We start from the raw sequence: 23,649 nt of genomic DNA on the forward strand, positions 1-23,649 counted from the left end.
GGACCGAAGGTATCAGGTACTGTGGGTTCCGGAAACACCCAGGGACGAAAGTCCGTGGACACGCACTTCACCAGCCATCACCGCCGATGCACCCGACGATGCGAGAGGGGCGCCCCATGGCAGCCTCGAAGACCACCACCCCCGCTGCCGCGCCGCGCGCGCTGGTGCTGGGCGGCAACCGGATCCCGTTCGCCCGCGCCGGGGGCAAGTACGCCCACGCGAGCAACCAGGACATGCTCACGGCCGCGCTCGACGGGCTCGTCGCGCGCTACGGACTGCAGGGCGAGCGGATCGGTGAGGTCGCCGCGGGCGCGGTGCTCAAGCACAGCCGCGACTTCAACCTCACGCGGGAGACCGTGCTGGGATCGGCGCTGTCGGCCGAGACCCCGGCGTACGACCTGCAGCAGGCCTGCGCGACCGGCCTGGAGACCGTGGTCTCGCTGTCCAACAAGATCCGCCTCGGCCAGATCGAGTCTGCGGTCGCCGGCGGCGTCGACACCACGTCCGACGCCCCGATCGCCGTGAGCGACCGGCTGCGCCGCGCGCTGCTCGACCTCTCGCGCGCCCGATCGGTGGGCCAGAAGATCGCCGCCGCGTCGAAGATCCGCCCCAAGGACCTCGCGCCGGCCACGCCGCGCACGTCCGAGCCGCGCACGGGCCTGTCGATGGGCGAGCACCAGGCGCTGACCACCGCGCAGTGGGGCATCACCCGGGAGGCGCAGGACGAGATCGCGTTCGCGTCGCACCAGAACCTCGCGGCCGCGTGGGCGGCCGGCTTCTTCGACGACCTGGTCACCCCGTACCGGGGTCAGTCGCAGGACGGGAACCTGCGCGCGGACACCTCGCTCGAGAAGCTCGCGGGGCTGCGGCCGACGTTCGGGCTCGGCCTGGACACACCCGCGACGATGACCGCCGGCAACTCCACGCCGCTGACCGACGGCGCCTCGACGGTGCTGCTCGGCAACGACGCGTGGGCCACCGCGCACGGCCTCACCCCGCTCGCCGTGGTGGTCGACGCCGAGGCCGCGGCCGTCGACTTCGTGCACGGCGTGGACGGGCTGCTCATGGCGGGCGCGTTCGCCGTGCCGCGGCTGCTCGCGCGCAACGGCCTGACGCTGGCCGACTTCGACTACGTCGAGATCCACGAGGCGTTCGCGTCCACCGTGCTGACGACGCTCGCGGCGTGGGAGTCGGAGACGTTCGGGCGCGAGCGCCTGGGGCTGGACGGCGCGTTCGGCACCGTGGACCGCGCGCGGCTCAATGTGCACGGCTCGTCGCTCGCGGCGGGGCACCCGTTCGCGGCGACCGGCGGCCGGATCGTGGCGACCATCAGCAAGGAGCTGCACCGGCGTCGTACGGCCGAGGGCCGTCCCGTCCGGGCACTCGTGTCCATCTGTGCGGCCGGCGGGCTCGGCCTGACGGCGATCCTCGAGGCGGCCTGACCATGAGCGACACTTACCTGAACCTCGTCAACAGCGGCTTCACCAAGAAGCTCGCCAAGCAGCTCGGCCTTCCCCAGCCCGCTCCCCTGCGCCGCTACCGGCCGGGCCAGCCGCTGCTCGAGGGCCCGACCCTCGTGCTCGGTCGCGGCGCCGACGCCGAGGCGGTCGCCGGCTTGCTCTCGACCACCTGGGACCTCGAGGTGCACCGGCACGCGACGCCCGAGCTGCGCTACGCGGCCGTCGTCGTCGTCCTCACCGAGGTCACGCAGCCGACCGACCTGAGCGAGCCCGTGCTCGCGGCGGCGGGCGCGCTCAAGTCGCTCGCGCGCGGCGGGCGCGTGGTCACGCTGTCACGCACGGCGACGGCCGACGACGCCCCCGCGGTCGCCGCCGCACGGCAGGGCGTGGACGGCCTGCTGCGGTCGCTGGCCAAGGAGCTGCGCGGCGGGTCGACCGGCAACGGGATCGTGCTCGACGCCGCGGTGGGCGTCGACGCGCCGTCGGTCGTCGGCGCGCTGCGGTTCTTCCTCTCGACGCGCTCGGCCTTCGTCGACGGCCAGCTGCTCACGGTCTCGTCCGCCGCCGGCACGCTGCCGACGTCCTGGGAGCGCCCGCTCGAGGGCCGCGTCGCGGTCGTCACGGGCGCCGCGCGCGGCATCGGCGAGTCGATCGCCGACACCCTGGCGCGCGACGGCGCGACCGTCGTCGCGGTGGACATGCCCTCGGCCGGCGAGCACCTGACGACCGTGGCCAACCGTGTGCGCGGCACCGCGCTGCAGCTCGACGTCACGGCCGAGGACGCCGGTGAGCGCATCCTCGAGCACGCGCTCGCGCGGCACGGGCGGATCGACATCGTCGTGCACAACGCGGGCATCACGCGGGACAAGCTGCTCGCCAACATGACGCCCGAGAAGTGGGACCCGGTGCTCGCGGTCAACATCGCCGCGCAGCTGCGGATCAACGAGGCGCTGCTGACGTCGGGCGACTTCGCCGACGAGCCGCGCATCGTCTCGCTCGCGTCGACGTCCGGCATCGCGGGCAACCGCGGCCAGACCAACTACGCGGCGTCCAAGGGCGGCGTCATCGGCATGGTCCGCGCGACCGCGCCGCTGCTCGAGGCGTTCGGCGGTACCGCCAACGCGGTCGCGCCGGGCTTCATCGAGACCGACATGACGGCCCGGATCCCCGCGGTGACGCGGCAGGTGGCGCGCCGCCTCAACTCGCTGCAGCAGGGCGGCCAGCCGGTCGACGTGGCGGAGACGGTCGCGTTCCTGGCCTCGCCTGCCGCGGGTGGCGTCGTCGGGCGCGTGCTGCGCGTGTGCGGGCAGAACATGGTGGGTCAGTGACCCTCCCGACGACGCTCCGCACGGTCACCCTGCCCGACGTGCCCGGGCTCGGCGGCGTGTACGCCCGCGGGGCCGCGTCGGCGGGCCGGCTGGCGGTGACCCGACGGGTCGGGCGAGCGCCCGCCGGGCTGCCCGAGGTCGCCTACGAGGTCCGGGGCGTCGACGTCGACCCCACCCACCTCACCGACTACCAGCACCTGCTCGGCGAGCCCGGGAGTGACGTCCTGCCCGCCGGGTTCGTGCACGTGCTCGCGTTCCCGCTGGCCACCGCGCTCATGGCGCGGACCGACTTCCCGCTGTCCCTGCTCGGCATGGTCCACCTGTCGAACGTCGTCACCCAGCGGCGCGCGGTCCGGCTCGGCGAGGTGCTCGACGTGCGTGCGTGGGCGCAGGACCTGCGTCCGCACCGGTCCGGCACCCAGGTCGACCTGGTCACCGAGGTCTCGGTCGCCGGCGAGCTCGTCTGGACGGGCACCTCGACGTACCTGTCCAAGGGCGACTCGAACGGCGAGTCAGACGCCGGCCCCCGCGAGGAGTTCGTCGCGCCGGTACCGACCGGGCAGTGGCGGCTGGCCGGCGACGTCGGTCGGCGGTACGCCGCGGTGTCGGGCGACCGGAACCCCATCCACCTGTCCGCGCTGTCCGCCAAGGCGCTCGGCTTCCCGCGTGCCATCGCGCACGGGATGTACACCGCGGCCCGTGCGCTGGCTGACGTGGGCGCGGCCCGCGGCGAGGCGTTCGACTGGAGCGTCGAGTTCGCCAAGCCCGTGCTGCTGCCGGGCACGGTGACGGTCCGGGTCGCGGCCGACGACGAGGGCTTCGCCTTCACCGGCTGGGACGCGAAGCGGACCCGGCCCTACCTGACGGGCCGCGTCGACCCGCTCTGACCCAGCCCCAGGCGCGCGAGGTGCGCCGGGAGCCGGTCGAGGAAGTCGTCGTAGTCGTCGGCGGTCCCCCAGGCCACCTCCGCGAACGCGCACAACCGGGGGAACGCCTGGCGCAGCACGTCGTCCGGGGTCGGCAGGTACTCGGTCCACAGCTGCGCCTGGACGCCGAGCACGCTGCCCGCGGCGCCCGCCGGCGCGTCGGGGACGAACGCGTAGGCGTTCTCCAGCGGCAGGATGCGGTCGGGGCTGAAGGGGCCGTCCTCGTCGTGCGTCGGGTAGTCGAAGTACGTCCGCAGGTGCGGCGCGAGCACGACGTCGTGCCCCGCGATCGCCGCCGCCGCGCCGCTCTCCTCGTCGAGCCAGGTCATGGCCAGTGCACCGACCGGCCCGTCCGCCTTCTCGTACCAGTAGGCGGCGCGCCGACCGCGTGACTCGACGTGCGCGGCGAGCTGGGCGGTGAACCACGCGCGGGCGGCGCCCGGCCCGTCGATCCCGAGCTCGGCGATCCGGTCCAGGGCGCGCGGGCTGGCGGCCCATTCGTCGGCGAGGCACTCGTCGCCCCCCAGGTGCACGTACGGGCTCGGGAACAGGTCCACCACCTCGTCGATCACGTGCCGGAAGAAGTCGACCGTGCCCTCCTCGAGGTTGAGCGTGTGGGTGCTGATCCCCCACCCGCTCCACACCTCGACCGGCGAGCCCGGCGCGTTGCCGAGCTCCGGGTAGGCCGCGAGCGCGGCCTGCACGTGGCCGGGCAGGTTGATCTCGGGGACCACGGTCACGCCCCGGTCCGCGGCGTGACGCACGATCTCGCGGATGTCGGCCCGCGTGTAGTGCGCGCCCGAGACCTCGGTCAGCCGCGGGTAGCGCTCGATCTCGAGCCGCCAGCCCTGGTCGTCGGTGAGGTGCAGCTGCAGCACGTTGAGCTTGTGCTCGGCGAGCAGGTCGAGGAGCCGCAGGACGAACTCCTTCGGCATGAAGCTGCGCGCCGTGTCGAGCATGACGCCGCGCCAGGCGAACCGCGGGGCGTCGTCGACCGCCCCCAGGGGCACCGCTCCGAGCGCGCGCAGGGTGGTCCGACCGTGGCGCTCGCCCGCGTCGCCCGCGACCGTGAGCACCACGGCGTCGGGCGTGACGGCGAGCCGGTACCCCTCGGGCTCGATGCCCTCGTCGTACCGGACGACGAGCCGCTCCGGGTCGTACTCGACGAACCCGCCGCCGGTGTCCATGGCACGCGGCCGGGGAATGATCACAGTGGTGTCCCTTCTGACGCCGACGACCGGCTGGATGTGGTGGGTCAGCCCTTGACGGCGCCGGCGACGATGCCGCCGGTCACGCGGCGCTGCAGGACCAGGAAGATCGCCAGCACGGGCAGCATGAAGAGGGTGGACGCGGCCATGGTGGCGCCCCAGTCGGTGCCGAAGACGTTGCTGAAGGACGAGAGCCAGACGGGCAGCGTGCGGTTGCCCTGGTCCTTGATGATCAGCGCGTTCGCGAAGGCGAACTCGTTCCAGGCGGTGATGAACCCGAACAGGGAGGTCGACATGAGCCCTGGCGCGAGCAGCGGGAAGACGATCCTGCGGAACGCCTCGAACCGGCTCGCGCCGTCGAGCTGTGCCGCCTCCTCGAGCTCGGGCGGGACCGCGGCGAGGAACCCGCGCAGGGTCACGATCGTGAACGGCAGCGTCGCGACGAAGTAGATGAGCGTCAGCATCGACAGCTTGTCGAGCATCCCGACGTCCCTCGCGATGATGAACATCGGGATGAGCAGCGCCTCCCACGGGGCCATCTGGGCGATGAAGACCATGAGGACGAAGCCCTTGCGCCCGCGCCAGCGCATCCTGGCCACGGCGAACGCGCTCATCAGCCCGATCACCAGCGCGAGCACGACCGCCGAGACCGAGACCAGCGCGCTGTTGCGCCAGTAGCGCCAGAACCCGTCGACGCCGATCGCGTCGCGGAAGTGGCCGAGCGTGGGGTGCAGGGGCAGGAGCTGCGGCGTCGCGGCGTTGATGTCGGTGGTCGGCTTGAACGCGGTCACCACCATCCAGTAGACGGGGAACACGGTCGCGACGAGCACGACGACGGCCGCGACGTTGACGGGCAACTGCCGCACCCACGAGCGCCTCATGCCTGCGCCCCCTCGTTGCGGTACAGGTGCCGCAGGTGCGGGACCAGGACGACGAGCAGCAGGACGACCGTGAACGTCGAGATCGCGGCGCCGAGGTCGTACTTGTGCAGCGACTGCGCGACCTGGAAGGCGTAGACCGGCAGCGTGGTGGTGGCCCCGCTCGGGCCCCCCTGGCTCACGGCCCAGATCTGCGCGAAGCACTTGAAGACCCAGATGATCTCGAGCGAGGTGATCAGGCCGAACAGCGGGCGCAGCATCGGGAAGGTGACCAGGCGGAACGTCTGCCGCGCGTTCGCGCCGTCGATCCGGGCGGACTCGAACAGCTCGTCGGGCACCGTGGTCAGGCCCGCGTAGAGCGTGAGTGCCGCGAACGGCACGGACTGCCAGACCACCAGGACGACGAGGATGGTGAACGTCGCGGCACCGTCGGCGAACCACGCGAACCCCTCGAACTGGTCGAGCCCGACGCTCGTGAGCAGCCAGTTCACGACGCCGAGCCGCGACTGGAACAGCCACTGGAACACGGTCGTCGCGGCGAGCACCGGGACGGCCCAGGCCAGCACCAGCCCGCTCATCACCGCGAGCCGCATCCGGCGGCCCAGCCGCGCGAGCATCAGCGCGACCGCCGTCGAGATCACCATGATCAGCACGACGTTGACCACGGTCCACACCAGGGTGCGGGCGATGACCTGCCAGAACTCCGCGCTGCCCACCAGCTCGCGGTAGTTGTCGAGCCCGACGAACGGCGCACCGCCGCGGATCAGCTCGCCGATCCGGAAGTGCTGGACCGAGATCACCAGGCTGCGCACCAGGGGGTAGACGAGCAGCAGCACGACGCCGGCGACGGTCGGCAGGACGAGCAGGTAGGGCCAGGCACCCGCGACGCGCGGCGCCCTGCGGGACTGGCGGGCTGTCCGGGCCGCGGCCGGGCGTGGCCGCGGGGGTGCATCAGTGAGCACGTCGCTCCTCGAGCGTGGTCGGGGACGGTGGTCTGAAGAGGTGTCCTGAAGAGGTGTCCTGAAGAGGTGTCCGAGAGAGGTGTCCTGTCCCCGGCCGGCCGGAAGGCGAACCGACCGGGGACAGGACCCGGCCCACCGCGTCACAACCCCCGAGGGCGCGGCGGGCCGGTGGCCCGGTGGATCAGGAGTCGGTGTTGAGGATCTCCGTGATCTGCTGCGAGGCGGCAGCGGCGTCACCAGCGGCGTCCGACCCGGTCAGCGCCTTGGTCTGGTACTCCTTGATGACGTTCTTCGCCTCGACCGCGGCCCAGTTGGGCGAGTTCGGCGTCGCGTGACCGTTCGCCGCACCCACCGCCATCGCCGACGCGCCCTCGTTGCCCGCGAGCACCGACGCGTACGACGTCTTGTTCGGCACGTAGGACATCACCGGCGCCATCGCCGTCTGGAAGTCCTCGCCGGCCAGCGCCTTGACCACCTCGTAGGCGAGCTCCTGGTGCTGCGACGCCTCCGGGATCACGAGGTCCGAGCCCCCGGTGAACACCGCGCCGGGCGTGCCGGCCTCCTTGCCCGGGATCGGGAAGAAGCCGAGCTTGCCCTCGAGCTTCGGGTTGGCCTTGGTGATCGCGACGGCGCCGCCGGGCGACGAGATGATCTGGGCGACCTTGCCCGTGGCGAACACGTCGGCCTGCGGCGGGTTGGCCTCGTCGGAGTCCTTCGGGCCCTGGCCGAGGGCCTGGAGCTGCTTGTAGAAGGCCATCCCCGCGAGCGCCTCGGGCGTGTCCAGCGTGCCCTTCCACGTCCCGCCGTCCTGCGCCGCGAGGTCGCCGCCCTCGTCCCAGACGAAGCCCGCGAGCGTGTACCAGTTCTGCCCGGGCAGGTAGATCCCCTGGTTGCCGCCGGCGTTGAGCTTCGTGGTGTCGTCGATCCACGCGGCGCGCGTCGTCGGCGGGGCCGTGATGCCGGCCACGCTGAACAGGTCCTTGTTGTAGATGACGACGCGGTTGGCGGCGTACCAGGGAATGCCGTACTGCTTGCCGTCGATCTTCCCGGGCTCGGCCAGGCCGGGGATCCAGTCGCTGCCGCCGAGGTCGTCCACCTTGTCGCTGAGGTCCACCACGCCGCCGCTCGCGGCGTACTCGGCCACCTGGGTGTTGCCGACCTCGATCACGTCGGGCGCGTCCTTGCTGGCCAGCGCGCTCGTGACGCGCTGCCCGATCCCGTCCCACTCCTGGATCTGGATGTCGAGCGTGGTGCCGGGGTGCGCGGCCTCGAAGTCGGACTCGAACGTCGAGACGATGTCGTCCGAGAAGCTGTCCTTCATGAACCAGACCGTGAGCGCGGCCGGTTCGGGGGAGCCGGAGGCCGACGGTGCGTCGCCTCCGGAGTCGCATGCCGCGAGCGAGCAGGCGAGGGCGAGCACCGCGGGGGCGGCGACGAGGCGGAGCTTCATCAGGGTCTCCCACTGGTCAGTAATTGGTAAGCCGGATCGGCTGGGCCCAAGAGTGGTCCGAACCAGTTGCCGCGTCAAGACCCCTGGTCGTCCAAGTTTCCGAGTCGCGCGCACCGCTCGGCGCTGACCACTGGTAAGGTCACGCCCCGTGAGCCTCTCCAGCCTCCCGTTGCGCGCCGGCCTCAAGCGCGATGCCGTACGCGACTACCTGCTCGACCTCGTGTCCGGGCGCGAGCCGGGCTCGGCCATCCCCTCGGAGCGTGACCTGGCCAAGGAGCTGGGGGTCTCGCGGCCGACGCTGCGCGCCGCCGTGGACGACCTCGTCCGGGCCGGCGTGCTCGTCCGCGAGCAGGGGCGCGGGACGTTCACCGGGCCGCACCGCGTGACCCAGTCCCTCGCCGCGACACCTTCCGGCTCGTTCTACGTCCCGCCCGCCGAGGGCGACTGGGCCAGCCACGTCCTCGAGTTCGAGGTCGCGGCGGCCGGCCCGCAGATGGTGCGCCGCCTCCAGCTCGCGCCCGCGGCGCTGGTGCTCCGCGTGGTGCGCCTGCGCCTCGTCGACGGCGAGCCCATGGCGATCGAGAGGCTGCACCTCCCGCACGACCGCGTCACCGGCCTCGAGCCGTCCGACATGGTCTCCGGCTCGTTCTACCAGCTCCTGCGCGAGCGGTTCGCCGTCGACGTCCGCAGCGCCGTGCAGACCCTCGAGGCGACGGTCACCGACGAGACGGAGGCGCGGCTGCTGGCCGTGCCGGTCCACTTCCCCGCGCTGATGATCGAGCGCACGACGCGAGACGTCGACGGGCACATCGTCGAGTTCGTCCGCTCGATCTACCGCAGCGACCGCTACCAGGTCACGTCCGAGCTCCACTTCGACGCGGAGTCGGGCTGACCCCTCACGCCAGGCGAGCCTCCAGGCCAGCGCGGACCGCGGGCCACTCGTCGGCCAGGATCGAGAAGTACGCGGTGTCCCCGCGCGACCCGTCGGGCCGCACGCGATGGCTGCGCAGGACCCCCTCGGGCGTCGCTCCGAGCCGCTGGATGGCCGCGGTCGACCGGGTGTTCTCCGAGTCGGCCCGCAGCGCGACGCGCGCGCAGCCCCACGCGTCGAACGCGTGCGCGAGGAGCAGCAGCTTGCACGCGGGGTTCGTCGTCCCGCCCCACCACGGCCGCCCGTAGTAGGTGTGGCCGATCTCGACGCGCGCGTACTGCGGGGCCCAGTCGTAGAACGACGTGCTCCCCCGCACCTCACCGGTCACCGCGTCGAGCACCGCGAACGACAGCCGGCCGGGCACATCCACGGCGTCGGCGATCGTGGTCGCCATCTCGGCGGGCGTGCGCGGCGTCGCACTCGTCATGCCGCGCCACAGCGCGTCGTCGACGAACGCGACGAGGGCCGCGGCGTGCGACTCCTCGAGCGGGACGAGCCGGACGCCGTGGCCTGCGAGGACGAGGTCGTGGAGCACGGCGCGATCCTGTCACGGGTGCATGGCAGGGTGGGGCGCGTGACCGAGATCAGCCTGGAGCCCGGAGCCGACCTCGACGGTCTGGAGGTGCTCGCCAGCAGGCTCGACGGCCAGGACGGCTCGTCGGCGCGCATCCTGGAGTGCTCGTTCAGCGGCTGCTCGCTCGACGGCGTCCGCCTCGAGCACGCGCGGGTCATCGACACGACGGTGGCCGACTCGCGCGCCGGCGAGCTGCTCCTCGCCTCGTCGACCTGGCAGGACAGCGCGTGGGCCGACCTGCGGCTGGGCGCCGTGCAGGCGTACGGATCGACGTGGACCCGCATGCGCGTGACCGGCGGCAAGATCGACTACCTCAACCTGCGCGACGCGCACCTCACGGACGTGACGTTCGTCGGCGTGATGATCGACGAGCTCGACCTCGCCCGCGTCAAGGCCAAGCAGCTGTCCTTCGAGGACTGCCGCGTGCGGCGCCTGCTGCTCTCGGGCGCGACGCACCGGGACACCGACCTGCGCGGCATCGCGGGGCTCGAGCAGATCGAGGGGATCGACGGGCTGGCCGGGGCCACCATCAGCCCCGACCAGCTCGTCGACCTGGCTCCCGCACTCGCCGACCACGTGGGCCTGCGGGTGCGCTGAGCGTCAGAGGTCGGCGGGCCGCAGCACGAACGTGATGGCGTGCGCGATCTGCTTGTTGCCCTTGTTGATGTCCAGCTTCCCGGGGACGAGGAACGGGTTGATGTCGTTGCGGTCCTTGTCGACGAGCTGCACGATGCCGAACCGCTTGGACAGCACGTCGACCTTGACGGTCCCGCCCTGGGCCGTGGTGAGCACGGCGTTGTCCGAGGCCAGCGCGGTCTTCGAGTCGATCGTCGCGCCCGGGACCACGTGGTAGAGCAGCACCTGCTCGAGCGCGTCGATGCCGACGGCGTTGGCGAGCGCGGTGAACACGCCCTTCTCGCTGACGTACCAGCGGTGCGTCAGGTCGAGGGCCAGCAGCTGGAACGCCCGGTCTGTGGGGATGAACGCGGTCAGCGGCACGGTGCCGTCGGCGAGGACGGCGACGGCGCTGTCCGGCTTGGCGGCGAGGACCGCGCCGACGGCCTGGTCGAGGATGTCGAAGTCACCCCATTTGCGGTCGAACGTGTCGCCGTCCGAGGCGAGGACGGCGGCGAGGCTCGTCGTCCCGGACGGGGGCGCGGCTGACGCGGCGGGCGCCAGGACGACGACCGCCCCGCTCGCGAGCGAGACGGCGGCCAGGGCGGAGACGAAGCGACGGATCGGCATGGCGAGCTCCAGCGGACGAGGGGACGCGGGACGACGCCGGGCGCCGCACCGCGCGGGGCGCCGACCGGCACCCTCGCCCCCTCTTCCGTCCGAGCACCCGATCCGGATGCACGAGATGCCCGACTCGTTCCGGGCGGCTCAGTCGTCGAGCGCGGGCCCGCACGCAGCCGCGGCGGTCGCCGCGAGGTGGTCCAGGCCGTGCACCGCGAGCAGCGGACGCGTGTCGTCGACCACGGCCCAGCAGCCGTCGACGATCTCGTACGTCGAGCGCGCGCCGGCGCTCAGGTACGCGGAGAGCGCCGTGACCAGGCGGTCGACCGCCTCGCTCGTCGTGCCGACGCCGACCGACGCGCGGATCGCGCCGCCGGTCGCGCCGAGGTGCGCCAGGAGCGGGTGGGCGCAGAACCGGCCGTCGCGCACGCCGATGCCGTGCTCGGCCGCGAGGTACGCGGCGACCAGGCCCGGGTCGTGGTCCGGGACCGTGAACGTGACGACGCCGACGGGCTCGTCGGAGTCGGGCCAGATGCGCGCGACCTCGACGCCTTGGATGCCGGACAGGCCGGTGACCAGGCGGTCCCGCAAGGCCTGCTCGTGCGCGTGCAGTGCTCCGGCAGGCAGCGCGGCGAGCTGCTCGCAGGCCTCGGCGAGCGCGATCGCGCCGATGACGTTGGGCGACCCGGCCTCGTGCCGCGCGGGCGCGGGCTGCCAGACCGTCCGGTCGGTGCGCACGTCGCGCACCGCACCTCCCCCTGCGAGGTACGGCGTGCCGGCATCCAACCAGTCGCGGCGCCCGACGAGGGCACCGGCGCCGAACGGCGCGTAGGTCTTGTGCCCGGAGAAGGCGACGTAGTCCGCGCCGCTCTCGGCGAGCGAGAAGCCGCGGTGCGGCACCAGCTGCGCGCCGTCGACGGCCACGCGGGCGCCCTCGGCGTGCGCGATCTCGATGACCCGGTCCAGCGGCAGGGACTCGCCCGTGACGTTGGAGGCACCGGTCACCGTGACGAGCGCGTAGGGCTGCCTGGCCAGCTCGTCGGCCAGCGCCTGCAGCGTCTCGGCGACGGTGCGCGCGATCGGCAGGATCGTCGCCGAGTGGCCCTGACCCGGGCGCGAGTGCACCCAGGGCAGCAGGTTGGCGTGGTGCTCGACGTCCAGCACGAGCACGCGCCCACCGGCCGGGACCACGCCCGCCAGCAGGTTGAGCGAGTCCGTGGTGTTGCGCGTGATGATCGCGACGTCGTCCTCACGCGCGCCGACGAAGCGCGCGATGCTCTGCCGCGACGACTCGTACAGCGCGGTGGACACCTGCGAGAGGTAGCCGGCGCCGCGGTGCACGGACGCGTACAGCGGCAGCACCTCGGTGACCCGCGCGGCCACGGCCTCGAGCGCGGGCGCGCTCGCCGCGTAGTCGAGGTTGGCGTAGATGACCTGGGTCCCGTCGACGAGGGGGACGGTGGTCGTGCCGCCGACGACGGGGATCAGCGGGCTGATCACGTCGTCGACGCCCGCACAGGACGTCCGCTCAGCGATCGCAGTCATGGTGCACCTCCAGATCGAGGGACCACCGCCCATGGGTGTCCCGCGCTTGCCGGGCACCAATCGGTGCCGGCCTGGTCGTCACCCGGGGCACCCCGCCGCGGAGGAGGGTTGCCGGCCAGCGAGCCGGGGCTTGACGCTGGCGCTCATGACCTGAACCTGAGGGTTCCTCACAGCGGGCGTCCGGGTCAACGGGGCACGGGTCCCATCTCGCATGACGGGACGCGGTGTTCATCACGTGGATGGTCGGCGCTCCGGCACGCTAACATCGCCGGACCATCCAGAGCGGCCGAGAGATCTGGCTCGACGACGCCGCAGCAACCCATCCGGGGCAGGGCACACGCCCCGGAGCAGGGTGCTACCGCCAGGACCGATGGAGGAGAGCAATGCCCTACGCAGGCGACCTGACCCCGCAGCAGGCCTGGGAGCTGCTGGCGTCCGACGAGAGCGCGCTGCTCGTCGACGTCCGCACCGACGGCGAGTGGCGCACGATCGGCGTCCCGGACCTGACCTCGTTGCATGACCGGACAAGTTTCATCGAGTGGGTGACCCCCGCCGGGCCCAACCCGAGCTTCCTGGACCAGCTCGCCGAGTCGGGCCTCGAGCCCGGCGACGAGCGCCCCGTGATCTTCCTGTGCCGCTCGGGGGGCCGCTCCGTGGCGGCCGCGCACGCGGCGACGGCCGCCGGGTTCGGCCCGTCGTACAACGTGCTGCACGGCTTCGAGGGCGACGTGGGCGCCGACGGGCAGCGCGGCCACGAGGGCTGGCAGGCCGACGGCCTCCCGTGGCGGAACCTGTGAGCCGCGTCCCCGGACCGGGCGACTGGGACGCACGCCGTGTCGCGCGCGACGGGCTTCGGCCCGACACGCTCGCGGTGCGCGGCGGCCTGGTGCGCACCGAGTTCGACGAGATGTCCGAGGCGCTGTTCCTCACGCAGGGCTACGTGTACGGCTCGGCCGGCCAGGCGGAGGCTGCGTTCGCGGGCGACGTCGACCGGTTCCTGTACTCCCGGTACAACAACCCGACGGTCCAGACGTTCGAGGAGCGGCTGCGGCTGCTCGACGGCGCCGAGGCGGCGGTCTCGACCGCGACCGGCATGTCCGCCGTGTTCACGTCGCTGGCCGCGATCGTCAAGCAGGGCTCGCGCATCGTCGCCGCCCGCGCGCTGTTCGGCTCGAGCGTCGTGATCTTCGACGAGATCCTCGCGGGCTGGGGCGTGACCACGGACTACGTGGACGGCCACGAGCTGGCGCAGTGGGAGGCCGCGCTGGCGACCCCCGCCGACGTGGTGTTCTTCGAGACGCCGTCCAACCCGATGCAGGACCTCGTCGACATCGCGGCCGTCTCGGCGCTCGCGCACGCGGCGGGCGCGCTCGTCGTCGTCGACAACGTCTTCGCGACCCCGGTGCTGTCCCGGCCGCTCGAGCTCGGCGCGGACGTCGTCGTCTACTCGGCGACCAAGCACATCGACGGCCAGGGCCGCGTGCTCGGCGGCGCGATCCTCGGCCCGGAGGAGTACATCCGCGGCCCGGTGCAGACCCTCGTGCGCAACACCGGGCCGTCGCTGTCGCCGTTCAACGCCTGGGTGCTGCTCAAGGGCATCGAGACGCTCTCGCTGCGCGTCCGGCACCAGACGGCGTCGGCCCTGGAGCTCGCGCAGTGGCTCGAGGGCCGCGACGAGGTGGCGCGCGTGCGGTACGCCTACCTGCCCTCGCACCCGCAGCACGAGCTCGCGCTGCGGCAGCAGAAGGGCGGCGGCACGGTCGTCACGTTCGACCTGCGGGTGCCCGCCGACGCCACCGCGGAGGTCGCCAAGAAGGCGACGTTCGCGTTCCTCGACGCGCTGCGGATCGTCGACATCTCGAACAACCTCGGTGACTCGAAGTCGATCGTCACGCACCCGGCGACCACGACGCACCGCAAGCTCGGTGCCGAGGGCCGCGCCGCGGTCGGCATCGCCGAGTCCACGGTCCGCTTCTCGGTCGGCCTGGAGGACGTCGAGGACCTCAAGGACGACCTCACCCAGGCGTTCGCGGCCCTCGCCTGAACCGGGTCCGACCCGTGCTCGCGAGTGCGCCCGTCGTTGCGGGCGCACTCGCGAGTGTCAGAGAGAGACCGTCTCGTTCTCGCCGCCGTCGTAGCGCTCGCCCTTGACCTTCGCCTTGACCAGGCTCAGGACCGTCGCGATGCGACCGCCCGGGGAGTCCCAGTACTCGGCCGTCTCGCCGCGCAGCACGACGAGGACCAGGCCGGGGGTCTCGGGCCCGTCGGGGTACCAGGCCTCGGCGACCGGTCCCCACAGCTCGCGCTGCTTGGCCACGTCGCGGACCACCTCGGCCGGGCCGGACACCGAGACCCACGACGACGAGGCCGCGAACGCGGCGTTGGCGGGGCTGCCGTGCTCGATCTCGGCGACCTTGTGCGAGTCGGCGTCGGCGAAGAACCAGAGGTCGCCGTCGAAGTCCACCTCCTGCACGCCCATCGGCCGGCTCACCAGGGAGCCGTCCGCGCTCACCGTGGTGAGCATCGCGAAGCGCGCGTCCTTGATCAGCTCGGCAACCTTGGCGATCTGCTCGTCGGGCATCGTGACCTCCTCGTCGGGGCACCCGGTCCGGGCGCGACGGCCACGGTAAGCACGCGTATCGGCACGCGCATCCGCTCGCCGCGGCTTCTCAGCCGGCTCTCAGACCATCGAGCGCAACGTCCGGGCGTTGCGGACCGCGTGGCCCTCGCCGTCGTTGTTGAAGTAGGCCAGCACGTCCCGGCCGCCGTAGGCCCACTCCCGCATCCGGTCCGCCCACCAGCGCAGGTCCTCGTCCGCGTAGCTGCCGGCGTAGAGGTGGTCGTGGTCAGGGCCGTGCAGCCGGACGTAGACGAACGGCGCGGTGGCGCGCAGCACGCACGGCAGGTGCGCGCCGCTCATCACCACGTACGCGGCACCGTGCCGCTCGAGGATCGCGAAGACCTCGTCGTCGAGCCACGACCGGTGGCGCAGCTCGACCGCGACCCGGACCCAGCTCGGCAGTGACCCGAGGAACCAGTCGAGGCGCGCGTCGTCACGCTCGTGGTCGGGCCGCAGCTGGACGAGCAGCACCTCGCGACGAGGACCGAGCTCGTGCCAGGCGCCGGCGATCCTGCTGGCCCACGCCTCCGGCTCGAGCAGCCGCTTGGCGTGGGTGAGACCGCGTGGGGCCTTCACCGACATCGCGAACCCGTCGGGCAGCCGGCGGCGCCAGCCCGCGAAAGTCGTGTCCCGCGGCCAGCGGTAGAAGCTCGCGTTGAGCTCGACGGTGTCGAACTCGCGCACGTAGTGCTCGAGGCGCGCGCTCGGCGCGGTGCCGTGCGGGTAGAGCACGCCGTCCCAGTGGTCGTACGACCAGCCGGACGTCCCGATCCGGATCGTCATGGGCGCCATGATCGCCCGCGCGGCGCGATCCGGCTCGCTACATCTCCTCGGCGGTGCCCGTGACGCGAATTCGCCCCTCGCGCGGGATCTCGACGACGAGGAGCGACGGCCGCCCGACCTCCGCACCCTGCTCGACCGTGATCACCACGGGCGCCTCGACGTGCCCGCCCGCGCGGAGGTAGGCACCGAGCCCCGCCGCGGCGGACCCGGTCGCGGGGTCCTCGCGGATCCCGCCCCGCGGGAACGGGTTGCGCGAGGCGAACCGGGTCGGGGAGAGCCGCTCGACCACGGGGACGGTCCCGTCCCAGCCGTGGGCGTCCTGGAGCCGGAGCACCGCGTCGCTGTCGTGGTCGAGCCGCGGCAGGACTCCCGCCCGCACCGCGAGCAGCGGATGCAGGTTGCCGCCGTGCACGAGCGCCGGGGGCAGCGCGGGGTCGAGGTCGCTCGCGTCCAGCCGCAGGGCGCGCAGGACGTCGGCGACGAGCACGTCGGCGAGCGTCTGGACCTCGGTGTCGACGGCCACGAGCGTCGCCCGGTCCGCGGTCACCTCGACGGGGACGAGCCCGGCGTTCGTCGTCAGCCGGACCGTCTCGGCGGCGGCGCGATGACGGGCGAGCACGACCCCCGACGCGATCGTCGCGTGCCCGCAGAAGGCGATCTCCGCGCGCGGCGTGAAGTACCGCACGCGGGCCGCGTCGGGCTCGATCGCGGTGAGGAAGGCCGTCTCGCTGAACCCGAGGTCGGCCGCGATCGCGAGCATCTCGGCGTCACCGAGCTCCTCGGCATCCAGCACCACGCCGGCGGGGTTCCCGGATTCGGGGTCGGGCTCGGCGGTGGTGAACGCGCGGTACCTCAGGATCTCCATGCGTCCATCGTCCCGGCGGGCACGCTGGCCCGCGATGGCCAATCCGGCACCGGTGGCCTTGGTCCAGCACCGTCAGACCGGCCCGGGAGGCGCGAAGCGTTCGATGAAGTCGAGGGCGGTCTGCGCGACCTCGCGCCAGCCGTGGTCGATGGTCAGCGAGTGGCCCCGCCCCGCCAACTCGACGAACTCCGTGACCGAGACGTTCTTGCTGTGCTTCGAGTAGGCGGCGTGGGAGATCGCGTGCGGGACAGTGTGGTCCTTCTCCCCGGAGACGACCAGCAGCGGACCTCGGCCCTCCGCCTTGTAGTCCACCTTCGTCTCGCTGAACGGGTTGAGGTTGGCCGCGGCGGCCTGGAAGATCGGCACACCCGAGGCCGCCACGTGGAATTCCTCGTAGAGCTGCTTCGCCTCGTCCTCGTCGAGGTTGTTGGCCCAGCCGTACACGAACTCGTCGAACGTCAGCGTCACTGCCCGACGAGCGTTGGCCGGGTTGCCCAGCACGGGCGAGCCGGACTTGAGAGCGGAAGCCGGGAGCGGCAGGACACCTCGACCCGGCGCCGGATCGATGGTGACCGTCGCGGCGGCAACCTCTTCGCCCGCAAGCTTCTGCACGATCAGGCCGCCGAACGAGTGACCGACGATCGCGGGCTTGAGGGTCAGGTGACGCGCGGCCTCGAGGTAGTGGTCGGTCACGGCCTGCACCATCTTGTGCGCGAAGACCTCCGGGTTGGCCCTGGCCTCGGCGACCGTCTCCGGGTCGTCCGGCCAGCCGGGGGCCACGGTGGCGTAGCCCGCCTCCTCGAACATCGCCCGCCAGCTGTCCCAGCTGCTGGAGAGGAGCCACAAGCCGTGCACGAACATCACGGGTCGGCGGCCCGAGGCGTTGGCGTCAGCGAGCTCGGCGCGCTCGCGCGCGGTCAGGGTGGGTCGAGGGGAGTCGGCCATCGCGTCGCCGCCGTTCCGCCGTGTGTCGTCGGGTGGTGCGCGACACGCTAGGACTGCGGCGGGGCGACGGGTTGATCCACCCTGCGTCGATCTGTGCTGTGCGTGCACAGACGATCAGCCGCGGGCCCAGCAGTCTTGTGCCCGGGCGTCCTCCCTGAGGATGCTGGGCCCACGTGGCGGCGACGCCACCCCATCGATGCTCAGCGGGCAGACGCGGAGAGCGGTCATGACGACCTTGTGGAGCGCGGCAGAGGCGCCCGGCGCCGACCGTGCCGCCGCTGTCCGCGAGGCCGTCGGGAGCAACGTGGTCCGGGTCGACATCGACCTGCCCGACGACCCCGATCGGATCGACGTCGAGCTGGCCCTCTCCGACGCCGGTCCGGTCCAGGTCCTCACGGTGCGGTCCATGGCGACCACCGTGACGCGATGCCCTCGCCTCGCTCGCGACGACTCGGAACCGCAGCTCTTCCTCACGCTGCAGGCGAGAGGCGCCTCGGGCATGGCGCAGCACGGCAGGTACGCGCAGCTCCGGCGGGGCCAGTTCGCCGTGTACACGACGACGAGTCCGTACACCCTGACCTTCGACCACGGGCTCGACGCGCACTTCTTCCGCATCCCGGTCGCCGAGGTCGCCCTTCCCCCGTCGGCCGTCCAAGAGGCCTCGGCCCGCACGCTGGGCGCCAACGACCCGGTCGCAGCCCTGGCGTCCTCCTACCTCCGCCGCCTCGCCGTCAGTCCAGGGCTGAGGTCGAGGGCGGTCGCCGACAGCCTGGCCCAGCCGACGATCGACCTGGTCCGGGCGGCACTCGTCTCCAGCCTGGGCGACCCAGGCCTCGGCAAGGAGTCGCTGGAGTCAACCTTGGAGATGCGGCTGCTCGAGCACATGAGGGCTCACCTCGGCGACAGCCGCCTCAGTCCTCGACGGGTCGCCGAGGCGCACAGCATCTCCGTCCGGCACCTCTACACGGTCCTGGGCCGATCCGGCATCACCTTCGGCGAGTGGGTCCGCACGCACCGGTTGGAGGCGTGCCGCGGCGAGCTCGCCCGGCCGCACGCCCGGGCACGGACGATCGCCTCGGTCGCCCGACAGTGGGGCTTCCCGGACGCGACCCACTTCAGCAGGGTCTTCCGCGAGGCCTACGGCATGACGCCTCGGGAGTGGCGGTCCCTCAGGACGGACCGCTGATCACCAGCGCGCGTCGGGCAAGGGTCAGAGCACCTTGCCGAAGCAGAGCGAGTGCAGGTCGGCCACGTACGGGCCGAACGGGGCGATCGGGCGCCAGCCGGTGGCCAGGTAGAGGCCGACCGCCTCGGGCTGCCGGATGCCGGTCTGCAGCACCAGGTTCGTGTAGCCGAGCGCCCGAGCCTCGTCGTCGGCCACGGCCAGCAGCGCGCGGGCCGCACCGGCGCCCCGCGCGGCGTCCTCGAGGAACAGCTTCTTCAGCTCGGCCGAGCCCGCGGGATAGCCGTCGCGCGGGGCCCGGATGCTGACGCACCCCACCGCCACGCCGTCGATCCGCGCGACCCACGTGGCCAGGTCGCCCACGCCCTGCGCGGCGTCGTCGGCCCAGAAGCCGCCGGCCTTCTCGAGCAGATCGGCCAGCTCGGGGTAGGTCGGCCCGTTGAACTCCGTGAACATGCGGTGCCGCAGGTGCGCGGCCTCGGGGTGGTCCCAGGTCACGCGCTCGACGACGACGGGCCGCCGCTCGCCGGTCGTGCGTCGGGGCGCCAGCTCCGCGACGAGCGACTTGGCGAAGCAGCGCGAGTCGACGACGCCGGCGTACTCGCCGTAGTTCTCGGTCGAGCGGTAGCCCGCCGCGAGGTAGAGGCCGATGGCCTCGGGCTGCAGCGGGCCGGTCTCCAGGACGAGGCGCTCGAAGCCACGCTCCAGGGCGATCCGCTCGAGCTCGGCCAGCACGGCCCGCGAGTACCCACGGCCGCGGTGGGCCGGCGGGACGAACATCCGCTTGAGCTCGCCGGTGGCCACGCCCAGCTCGTCGGCCGCACGCAGCGCGCCGCACGCGACGACCTCGCCGTCGGAACGCAGCACGAGCATCGCGACGATCGACTCGCCGGTCATGTCGTGCCCGAGATCGTCCTCGCCGTACCGCTCGCGCAGCTCGGCCTGCTGAGCCACGCGCAGCGCGGCGGCGTCCGGGTCGTCCCAGGCGACGAGGTCGAGCCTGGTCATCAACCGACGAGCGAGTGCAGCACCGACGTGAAGAAGCCGAGCCCGTCGGTCCCCGTGCGGGGGCCGTTCGCGCCGTCCGGGCCGAAGCCGGCCTCGACCGCGTGCTCGGGGTGCGGCATGAGGCCCACGACGTTGCCGGCCGCGTTCGAGATGCCCGCGATGTTGCGGCGCGAGCCGTTCGGGTTCCAGCCGACGTAGCGGAACACGACGCGGCCCTCGCCCTCGAGCTCGTCGAGCGTGGCGTCGTCGGCGACGTACTGGCCGTCCTGGTTCTTGAGCGGCACGGTGATGTGCTGGCCGGCGGTGTAGTCGCGGGTCCAGGCCGTGTCGACGTTCTCGACCGCCAGCACCTGCTCGCGGCAGACGAAGTGCAGGTGGTCGTTCTTGATCATCGAGCCGGGCAGCAGGTGCGCCTCGGTCAGGACCTGGAAGCCGTTGCAGATGCCCAGCACGGGCAGCCCCTTGCCGGCGGCCTCCACGATCTCGCCCATGACGGGCGCGAACCGGCTGATGGCGCCCGCACGCAGGTAGTCGCCGTAGGAGAACCCACCCGGCAGGACGACGGCGTCGACCCCGTGCAGGTCGGCGTCGGCGTGCCACAGCGAGACGGGCTCAGCGCCGGCCAGGCGGACGGCCCGCGCGGCGTCACGGTCGTCGAGCGTCCCCGGGAAGGTGACGACACCGACGCGGGTCATGCCTGCGCGTCCTGCGCGACCGCGTCCTCGTACACAGCGACGACGTCCTCGATCACCGGGTTCGACAGCACCTGCTCGCCGGCGGCACGGGCGGCCGCGAGGATCTCCTCGGTCACCGGCCCGTCCACCTCGAGCTCGAAGCGCTTGCCCTGGCGGACCGACGCGAACTGGCCGAAGCCGAGTCGCGGCAGGGCGCCGGCCACGGCCTTGCCCTGCGGGTCGAGGATCTCGGGCTTCGGCATCACGTCGACGACAACTCGTCCCACGGGTGTGCTCCTGGGGTCTCACGCGGCGATGGGGGTTCGCCGGGGAGTCTACCGACGGGTGCGGGGATCGAGGACCACGGCCCGATCGGTGGATGGCGCCGTGCCGTCGAGCCCGCGGTAGGGCAGGAACGGCCCCACATCGGATCCCGCCGGCGGCGGGAAGAGGTGCTCGATCCTCGTCGACCTGAGAACCGCCGTGACGATCGCCTGGCCTGTCGCGCGGCGACGCATCAGGGCAACGGGGCCGCCCACACCCCCGCGACGACGGTGCCCGCCACCCTGATCCCCCGCAGCGCGCCGGGCACCGCCGCGAGCGCGACCGGGTCGTCGTCGAGCACGACGAGGTCCGCCGGGTCGCCGACCCGCAGGCCGAGCGGGCGCCCGTCGACCGAGGCCGCGAGCGCGGTCAGCACGTCGAGCCGCTGCTCGGGATGCCAGGGCGACTCCCCCGGGTCGGTCCGCCAGACGGCCGCGTCGATCGCCGCCCACGGGTCGAGCGGCGCAACGGGAGCGTCGGAACCGAGCGCCAGGCGGGCGCCGGCGCGGTGCAGTGCGGCATAGGCGAACGCGTCGCGGCCCGGCCAGTGCCGGTCGGCGACGTGCCGGTCGTCGACCGCGTGCCGCGGCTGGACGCTCGCGGTCACGCCGAGCCCGGCGAAGCGTGGCAGGTCGGCCGGGGCGACGAGCTGCGCGTGCTCGACCGAGCCGCGCGCGCCCGTGCCGGCGAAGGCGTCGAGCGCGAGCCGGTTGGCCGCGTCGCCGATCGCGTGGACGGCGACGCGCAGCCCGTGCGAGTGCGCGTGGGCGAGCAGCGGCTCGAGCCTCGCCGAGGGAACCGACAGCACCCCGTGCGACGACGAGCCCGGGTACGCCTGGTCGCACCAGGCCGTGCGCGTGTTGAGCGAGCCGTCGACGATGGCCTTGAGCGGCCCCTGCTCGACGAGCCCGGCCACGCGGTCGCCCGTGTGCAGGTCGGCGTGCAGGACGCGGTCGAGGTAGTCCGCCCACACGCCGGCCCGCACCCGCACGGCGGGCGGGGCCGACGCGGCGCGGCGGCGCCAGACCGCGAGGTTGTCGGCGATCTCGAAGTCGACGACGCCGACCACGCCCAGGGCGGCGGCGTGCCGGGTCGCGTCGGCGACCAGCTCGTCGGACTCGTCGTCGGGCATCCGGTCGACCGCGCCCTGCAACGGCAGCCACGCGCCCTCGCGCAGCAGGCCGTCCACCGGTGGTGCGCCCAGGTACCGCAGGCCCGCGCTCGAGGCCCACGCGCAGTGCAGGTCGCCCGAGACGAGCACCACGGGCACGTCGCCGGCCGCGGCGTCGAGGGCCGCCACGGTGGGGACGTCGGGCCACAACCCGTCCCGGAAGCCGTACCCGACGAGCAACCGCGGCGAGCCGGCGGCGACGCGTGCGCGGACCAGCGCGACGGCGTGGGCCGCGGACGTCGCCGACGAGACGTCGAGCCGGCGCCGCGCGAGCGCCCACTGCGTCAGGTGCACGTGCTGGTCCCACAGGCCGGGCATGACGATCCGGCCGTCGAGGTCGACCTCCTCGGCCGCCGTCCCGCCGGAGAGCGACGCGATGCGGCCGTCGCGCAGGAGCAGGTCGACAGGCTCGTCGTGACCGATGCGCCGAGCCCGACGCAGCAGCAGCGCGCTCCCCGTCGGCATGAGTCCGCGAGCCAGCGTCAGAGCGCGAGCGAGCTGCCGGTCAGGCGCTCGTAGGCGTCGAGGTAGCGCTCGCGCGTGCGGGCGACGACGTCCGCGGGCAGCTCGGGCGGCGTCGTGTCCGACTCGCGGTCCCAGCCCGAGGCGGCCGACGTGAGCCAGTCGCGGACGAACTGCTTGTCGAAGCTGGGCTGCGCGCGGCCGGGCTGCCAGCCGTCGGCGGGCCAGAACCGCGAGGAGTCCGGGGTCAGCACCTCGTCGCCGAGCGTGACCTCGCCCGTGACCGGGTCCGTGCCGAACTCGAGCTTGGTGTCGGCCAGGATCACGCCGCGCTCGCGCGCGATCGCCTCGGCGCGCGCGTACACCGCCAGCGTCAGGGCGCGCAGCGTCTCGGCCGCCTCGGCGCCGACGGTCTCGACGACGGCCGCGAACGGCACGTTCTCGTCGTGGTCGCCGAGCTCGGCCTTCGTCGCGGGCGTGAAGATCGCCTCCGGCAGGCGCGAGCCGTCGACGAGGCCCGCCGGCAGGTCGATGCCGGTGACCGAGCCGGACACGCGGTACTCGGCCAGGCCGGAGCCGGTCAGGTACCCGCGCGCGACGCACTCGACGGGGAACATCGCCAGGCGGCGGCAGACCATCGCGCGGCCGGCGACCTCCGCGGGCACGTCGGTCGAGACGACGTGGTTCGGCACGAGGTCGGCGAGCTGCTCGAACCACCACAGGCTCAGCTGCGTGAGCACGACGCCCTTGTCGGGGATGCCGGGGCTGAGCACGTGGTCGTACGCGGAGACGCGGTCGCTCGCGACGACGAGCACGACGTCCCCGTGCTCCGCGGTCAACGCCTGCCCCGCCTCCGAGGAGTCGGGCACGTACAGGTCGCGGACCTTGCCGGAGTACGTGTGCGCCCAGCCGGGCAGGTCCGTGGTCGTCGTCGTGGAGGTCACGGCCCTAGTGTGCAGGTCCGCGCGGCCTCAGACGAGGTCGTCTCCGCCTTCGAGCCCCTCGGGCACGGCCAGGCCGACGAGTCGCACGAGCCGCTGGGCCGTCTCCTCGACGAACGTGTCCACGGGCTCGTCCACGTGCGCCTCGGCCAGCAGCCGCCGCACGTGCTTCGCC

Annotated in this window: 24 protein-coding genes and 1 riboswitch; of the genes, 8 read left to right on the forward strand and 16 right to left on the reverse strand. The window is 73.0% G+C overall.

Annotated features, from left to right (window positions below; translation table 11 throughout):
* Positions 1 to 116 precede the first annotated feature (116 nt).
* Genes D1825_RS16275 through D1825_RS16285 form a run of 3 tightly spaced genes read left to right on the forward strand, consistent with a single transcriptional unit; the run spans position 117 to position 3,675 of the window.
* Positions 117 to 1,442, forward strand: coding sequence for an acetyl-CoA C-acetyltransferase (locus D1825_RS16275; protein ID WP_118768462.1), 1,326 nt, complete (start codon positions 117 to 119; stop codon positions 1,440 to 1,442).
* Positions 1,443 to 1,444: 2 nt separating this feature from the next.
* The gene (locus D1825_RS16280) at positions 1,445 to 2,788 is read left to right on the forward strand and encodes a 3-oxoacyl-ACP reductase (RefSeq protein WP_118768463.1); all 1,344 of its coding nucleotides are present in this window, start codon (positions 1,445 to 1,447) and stop codon (positions 2,786 to 2,788) included.
* The gene (locus D1825_RS16285; protein ID WP_118768464.1) at positions 2,785 to 3,675 is read left to right on the forward strand and encodes a MaoC/PaaZ C-terminal domain-containing protein; all 891 of its coding nucleotides are present in this window, start codon (positions 2,785 to 2,787) and stop codon (positions 3,673 to 3,675) included. The genes D1825_RS16280 and D1825_RS16285 overlap by 4 nt, the downstream gene beginning before the upstream one ends.
* On the opposite strand, the gene D1825_RS16290 is transcribed toward D1825_RS16285, so the two are convergent.
* From D1825_RS16290 to D1825_RS16305, 4 genes are all read right to left on the reverse strand, one after another.
* Positions 3,645 to 4,925, reverse strand: coding sequence for a beta-N-acetylhexosaminidase (locus tag D1825_RS16290; protein ID WP_233549948.1), 1,281 nt, complete (start codon positions 4,923 to 4,925; stop codon positions 3,645 to 3,647). The genes D1825_RS16285 and D1825_RS16290 overlap by 31 nt on opposite strands.
* 44 nt (positions 4,926 to 4,969) lie before the next feature.
* A complete protein-coding gene (locus D1825_RS16295) occupies positions 4,970 to 5,803 on the reverse strand; it encodes a carbohydrate ABC transporter permease (RefSeq protein WP_118768466.1) in 834 nt (277 codons plus the stop codon).
* Positions 5,800 to 6,762: a carbohydrate ABC transporter permease gene (locus tag D1825_RS16300; RefSeq protein WP_118768467.1), complete on the reverse strand. Its 963-nt coding sequence runs from the start codon at positions 6,760 to 6,762 to the stop codon at positions 5,800 to 5,802. Before D1825_RS16300 ends, D1825_RS16295 begins: the two co-directional genes overlap by 4 nt.
* 181 nt (positions 6,763 to 6,943) lie before the next feature.
* Entirely contained in the window at positions 6,944 to 8,212 is a 1,269-nt protein-coding gene (locus tag D1825_RS16305) for an extracellular solute-binding protein (protein WP_118768468.1), read from the reverse strand.
* 148 nt (positions 8,213 to 8,360) lie between these two features.
* Between D1825_RS16305 and D1825_RS16310 the strand changes: the two genes are divergently transcribed.
* The gene (locus tag D1825_RS16310; RefSeq protein WP_233549949.1) at positions 8,361 to 9,104 is read left to right on the forward strand and encodes a GntR family transcriptional regulator; all 744 of its coding nucleotides are present in this window, start codon (positions 8,361 to 8,363) and stop codon (positions 9,102 to 9,104) included.
* Between the two features lie 4 nt (positions 9,105 to 9,108).
* Here D1825_RS16310 and D1825_RS16315 read toward each other — a convergent pair whose 3' ends face one another.
* On the reverse strand, positions 9,109 to 9,678 hold the full coding sequence (locus tag D1825_RS16315) for a GNAT family N-acetyltransferase (protein WP_118768469.1): 570 nt from the start codon (positions 9,676 to 9,678) through the stop codon (positions 9,109 to 9,111).
* A gap of 39 nt (positions 9,679 to 9,717) precedes the next feature.
* Here D1825_RS16315 and D1825_RS16320 point away from each other — a divergent pair, with 39 nt between their 5' ends.
* Positions 9,718 to 10,314 (forward strand): pentapeptide repeat-containing protein, encoded by a 597-nt coding sequence (locus D1825_RS16320; RefSeq protein ID WP_233549950.1) that lies wholly within the window; start codon positions 9,718 to 9,720, stop codon positions 10,312 to 10,314.
* A gap of 3 nt (positions 10,315 to 10,317) precedes the next feature.
* On the opposite strand, the gene D1825_RS16325 is transcribed toward D1825_RS16320, so the two are convergent.
* Together D1825_RS16325 and D1825_RS16330 are read right to left on the reverse strand one after the other, a co-directional pair.
* Complete coding sequence (locus D1825_RS16325) at positions 10,318 to 10,962, reverse strand: fasciclin domain-containing protein (RefSeq protein ID WP_118768470.1); 645 nt, start codon at positions 10,960 to 10,962, stop codon at positions 10,318 to 10,320.
* A 138-nt stretch (positions 10,963 to 11,100) separates the two neighbouring features.
* Positions 11,101 to 12,498: an aminotransferase class V-fold PLP-dependent enzyme gene (locus tag D1825_RS16330; protein WP_118768471.1), complete on the reverse strand. Its 1,398-nt coding sequence runs from the start codon at positions 12,496 to 12,498 to the stop codon at positions 11,101 to 11,103.
* A gap of 37 nt (positions 12,499 to 12,535) precedes the next feature.
* A riboswitch (SAM riboswitch) is annotated at positions 12,536 to 12,649 on the reverse strand.
* A gap of 232 nt (positions 12,650 to 12,881) precedes the next feature.
* On the opposite strand from D1825_RS16330, the gene D1825_RS16335 reads away from it, so the two are divergent.
* Positions 12,882 to 13,295, forward strand: coding sequence for a rhodanese-like domain-containing protein (locus D1825_RS16335; RefSeq protein WP_118768472.1), 414 nt, complete (start codon positions 12,882 to 12,884; stop codon positions 13,293 to 13,295).
* Positions 13,292 to 14,542 carry an O-succinylhomoserine sulfhydrylase gene (locus D1825_RS16340; RefSeq protein WP_118768473.1) on the forward strand — a complete coding sequence of 417 codons (1,251 nt, stop codon included), beginning with the start codon at positions 13,292 to 13,294 and terminating at the stop codon, positions 14,540 to 14,542. The genes D1825_RS16335 and D1825_RS16340 overlap by 4 nt, the downstream gene beginning before the upstream one ends.
* Positions 14,543 to 14,599: 57 nt before the next feature.
* Here the strand turns inward: D1825_RS16340 and D1825_RS16345 are convergent, their stop codons facing one another.
* From D1825_RS16345 to D1825_RS16360, 4 genes are all read right to left on the reverse strand, one after another.
* On the reverse strand, positions 14,600 to 15,079 hold the full coding sequence (locus D1825_RS16345; RefSeq protein WP_118768474.1) for a pyridoxamine 5'-phosphate oxidase family protein: 480 nt from the start codon (positions 15,077 to 15,079) through the stop codon (positions 14,600 to 14,602).
* 99 nt (positions 15,080 to 15,178) lie between these two features.
* Positions 15,179 to 15,901, reverse strand: coding sequence for a DUF72 domain-containing protein (locus D1825_RS16350; RefSeq protein ID WP_118768491.1), 723 nt, complete (start codon positions 15,899 to 15,901; stop codon positions 15,179 to 15,181).
* A gap of 37 nt (positions 15,902 to 15,938) precedes the next feature.
* Positions 15,939 to 16,766, reverse strand: coding sequence for a PhzF family phenazine biosynthesis protein (locus tag D1825_RS16355; RefSeq protein ID WP_118768475.1), 828 nt, complete (start codon positions 16,764 to 16,766; stop codon positions 15,939 to 15,941).
* 72 nt (positions 16,767 to 16,838) lie between these two features.
* Positions 16,839 to 17,711, reverse strand: a complete 873-nt coding sequence (locus tag D1825_RS16360) for an alpha/beta hydrolase (protein ID WP_118768476.1) — start codon at positions 17,709 to 17,711, stop codon at positions 16,839 to 16,841.
* Positions 17,712 to 17,937: 226 nt separating this feature from the next.
* Here D1825_RS16360 and D1825_RS16365 point away from each other — a divergent pair, with 226 nt between their 5' ends.
* Positions 17,938 to 18,897 carry a helix-turn-helix domain-containing protein gene (locus D1825_RS16365; RefSeq protein ID WP_118768492.1) on the forward strand — a complete coding sequence of 320 codons (960 nt, stop codon included), beginning with the start codon at positions 17,938 to 17,940 and terminating at the stop codon, positions 18,895 to 18,897.
* Between the two features lie 24 nt (positions 18,898 to 18,921).
* Here D1825_RS16365 and D1825_RS16370 read toward each other — a convergent pair whose 3' ends face one another.
* From D1825_RS16370 to D1825_RS16395, 5 genes are all read right to left on the reverse strand, one after another.
* Positions 18,922 to 19,902: a GNAT family N-acetyltransferase gene (locus D1825_RS16370; RefSeq protein ID WP_118768477.1), complete on the reverse strand. Its 981-nt coding sequence runs from the start codon at positions 19,900 to 19,902 to the stop codon at positions 18,922 to 18,924.
* Entirely contained in the window at positions 19,902 to 20,597 is a 696-nt protein-coding gene (gene purQ / locus D1825_RS16375; protein WP_118768478.1) for a phosphoribosylformylglycinamidine synthase subunit PurQ, read from the reverse strand. The genes D1825_RS16370 and purQ overlap by 1 nt, the downstream gene beginning before the upstream one ends.
* Positions 20,594 to 20,863, reverse strand: a complete 270-nt coding sequence (gene purS, locus D1825_RS16380) for a phosphoribosylformylglycinamidine synthase subunit PurS (protein ID WP_118768479.1) — start codon at positions 20,861 to 20,863, stop codon at positions 20,594 to 20,596. Before purS ends, purQ begins: the two co-directional genes overlap by 4 nt.
* A 230-nt stretch (positions 20,864 to 21,093) precedes the next feature.
* A complete protein-coding gene (locus D1825_RS16390) occupies positions 21,094 to 22,536 on the reverse strand; it encodes an amidohydrolase (RefSeq protein ID WP_118768481.1) in 1,443 nt (480 codons plus the stop codon).
* Between the two features lie 17 nt (positions 22,537 to 22,553).
* Positions 22,554 to 23,477 carry a phosphoribosylaminoimidazolesuccinocarboxamide synthase gene (locus tag D1825_RS16395; RefSeq protein WP_118768482.1) on the reverse strand — a complete coding sequence of 308 codons (924 nt, stop codon included), beginning with the start codon at positions 23,475 to 23,477 and terminating at the stop codon, positions 22,554 to 22,556.
* Positions 23,478 to 23,649 lie beyond the last annotated feature (172 nt).

It is taken from the genome of Cellulomonas rhizosphaerae (genome assembly GCF_003470205.1).
In the GTDB taxonomy this organism is placed as follows: domain Bacteria; phylum Actinomycetota; class Actinomycetes; order Actinomycetales; family Cellulomonadaceae; genus Cellulomonas; species Cellulomonas rhizosphaerae.

Coding starts and splice junctions, on each gene's coding strand:
- D1825_RS16275 (WP_118768462.1), top strand. CDS start 117: ATGGCAGCCTCGAAGACCACCACCCCCGCTGCCGCGCCGCGCGCGCTG.
- D1825_RS16280 (WP_118768463.1), top strand. CDS start 1,445: ATGAGCGACACTTACCTGAACCTCGTCAACAGCGGCTTCACCAAGAAG.
- D1825_RS16295 (WP_118768466.1), bottom strand. CDS start 5,803: ATGAGGCGCTCGTGGGTGCGGCAGTTGCCCGTCAACGTCGCGGCCGTC.
- D1825_RS16305 (WP_118768468.1), bottom strand. CDS start 8,212: ATGAAGCTCCGCCTCGTCGCCGCCCCCGCGGTGCTCGCCCTCGCCTGC.
- D1825_RS16325 (WP_118768470.1), bottom strand. CDS start 10,962: ATGCCGATCCGTCGCTTCGTCTCCGCCCTGGCCGCCGTCTCGCTCGCG.
- D1825_RS16330 (WP_118768471.1), bottom strand. CDS start 12,498: ATGACTGCGATCGCTGAGCGGACGTCCTGTGCGGGCGTCGACGACGTG.
- D1825_RS16335 (WP_118768472.1), top strand. CDS start 12,882: ATGCCCTACGCAGGCGACCTGACCCCGCAGCAGGCCTGGGAGCTGCTG.
- D1825_RS16345 (WP_118768474.1), bottom strand. CDS start 15,079: ATGCCCGACGAGCAGATCGCCAAGGTTGCCGAGCTGATCAAGGACGCG.
- D1825_RS16350 (WP_118768491.1), bottom strand. CDS start 15,901: ATGACGATCCGGATCGGGACGTCCGGCTGGTCGTACGACCACTGGGAC.
- D1825_RS16355 (WP_118768475.1), bottom strand. CDS start 16,766: ATGGAGATCCTGAGGTACCGCGCGTTCACCACCGCCGAGCCCGACCCC.
- D1825_RS16360 (WP_118768476.1), bottom strand. CDS start 17,711: ATGGCCGACTCCCCTCGACCCACCCTGACCGCGCGCGAGCGCGCCGAG.
- D1825_RS16365 (WP_118768492.1), top strand. CDS start 17,938: ATGACGACCTTGTGGAGCGCGGCAGAGGCGCCCGGCGCCGACCGTGCC.
- D1825_RS16370 (WP_118768477.1), bottom strand. CDS start 19,902: ATGACCAGGCTCGACCTCGTCGCCTGGGACGACCCGGACGCCGCCGCG.
- purQ (WP_118768478.1), bottom strand. CDS start 20,597: ATGACCCGCGTCGGTGTCGTCACCTTCCCGGGGACGCTCGACGACCGT.
- D1825_RS16390 (WP_118768481.1), bottom strand. CDS start 22,536: ATGCCGACGGGGAGCGCGCTGCTGCTGCGTCGGGCTCGGCGCATCGGT.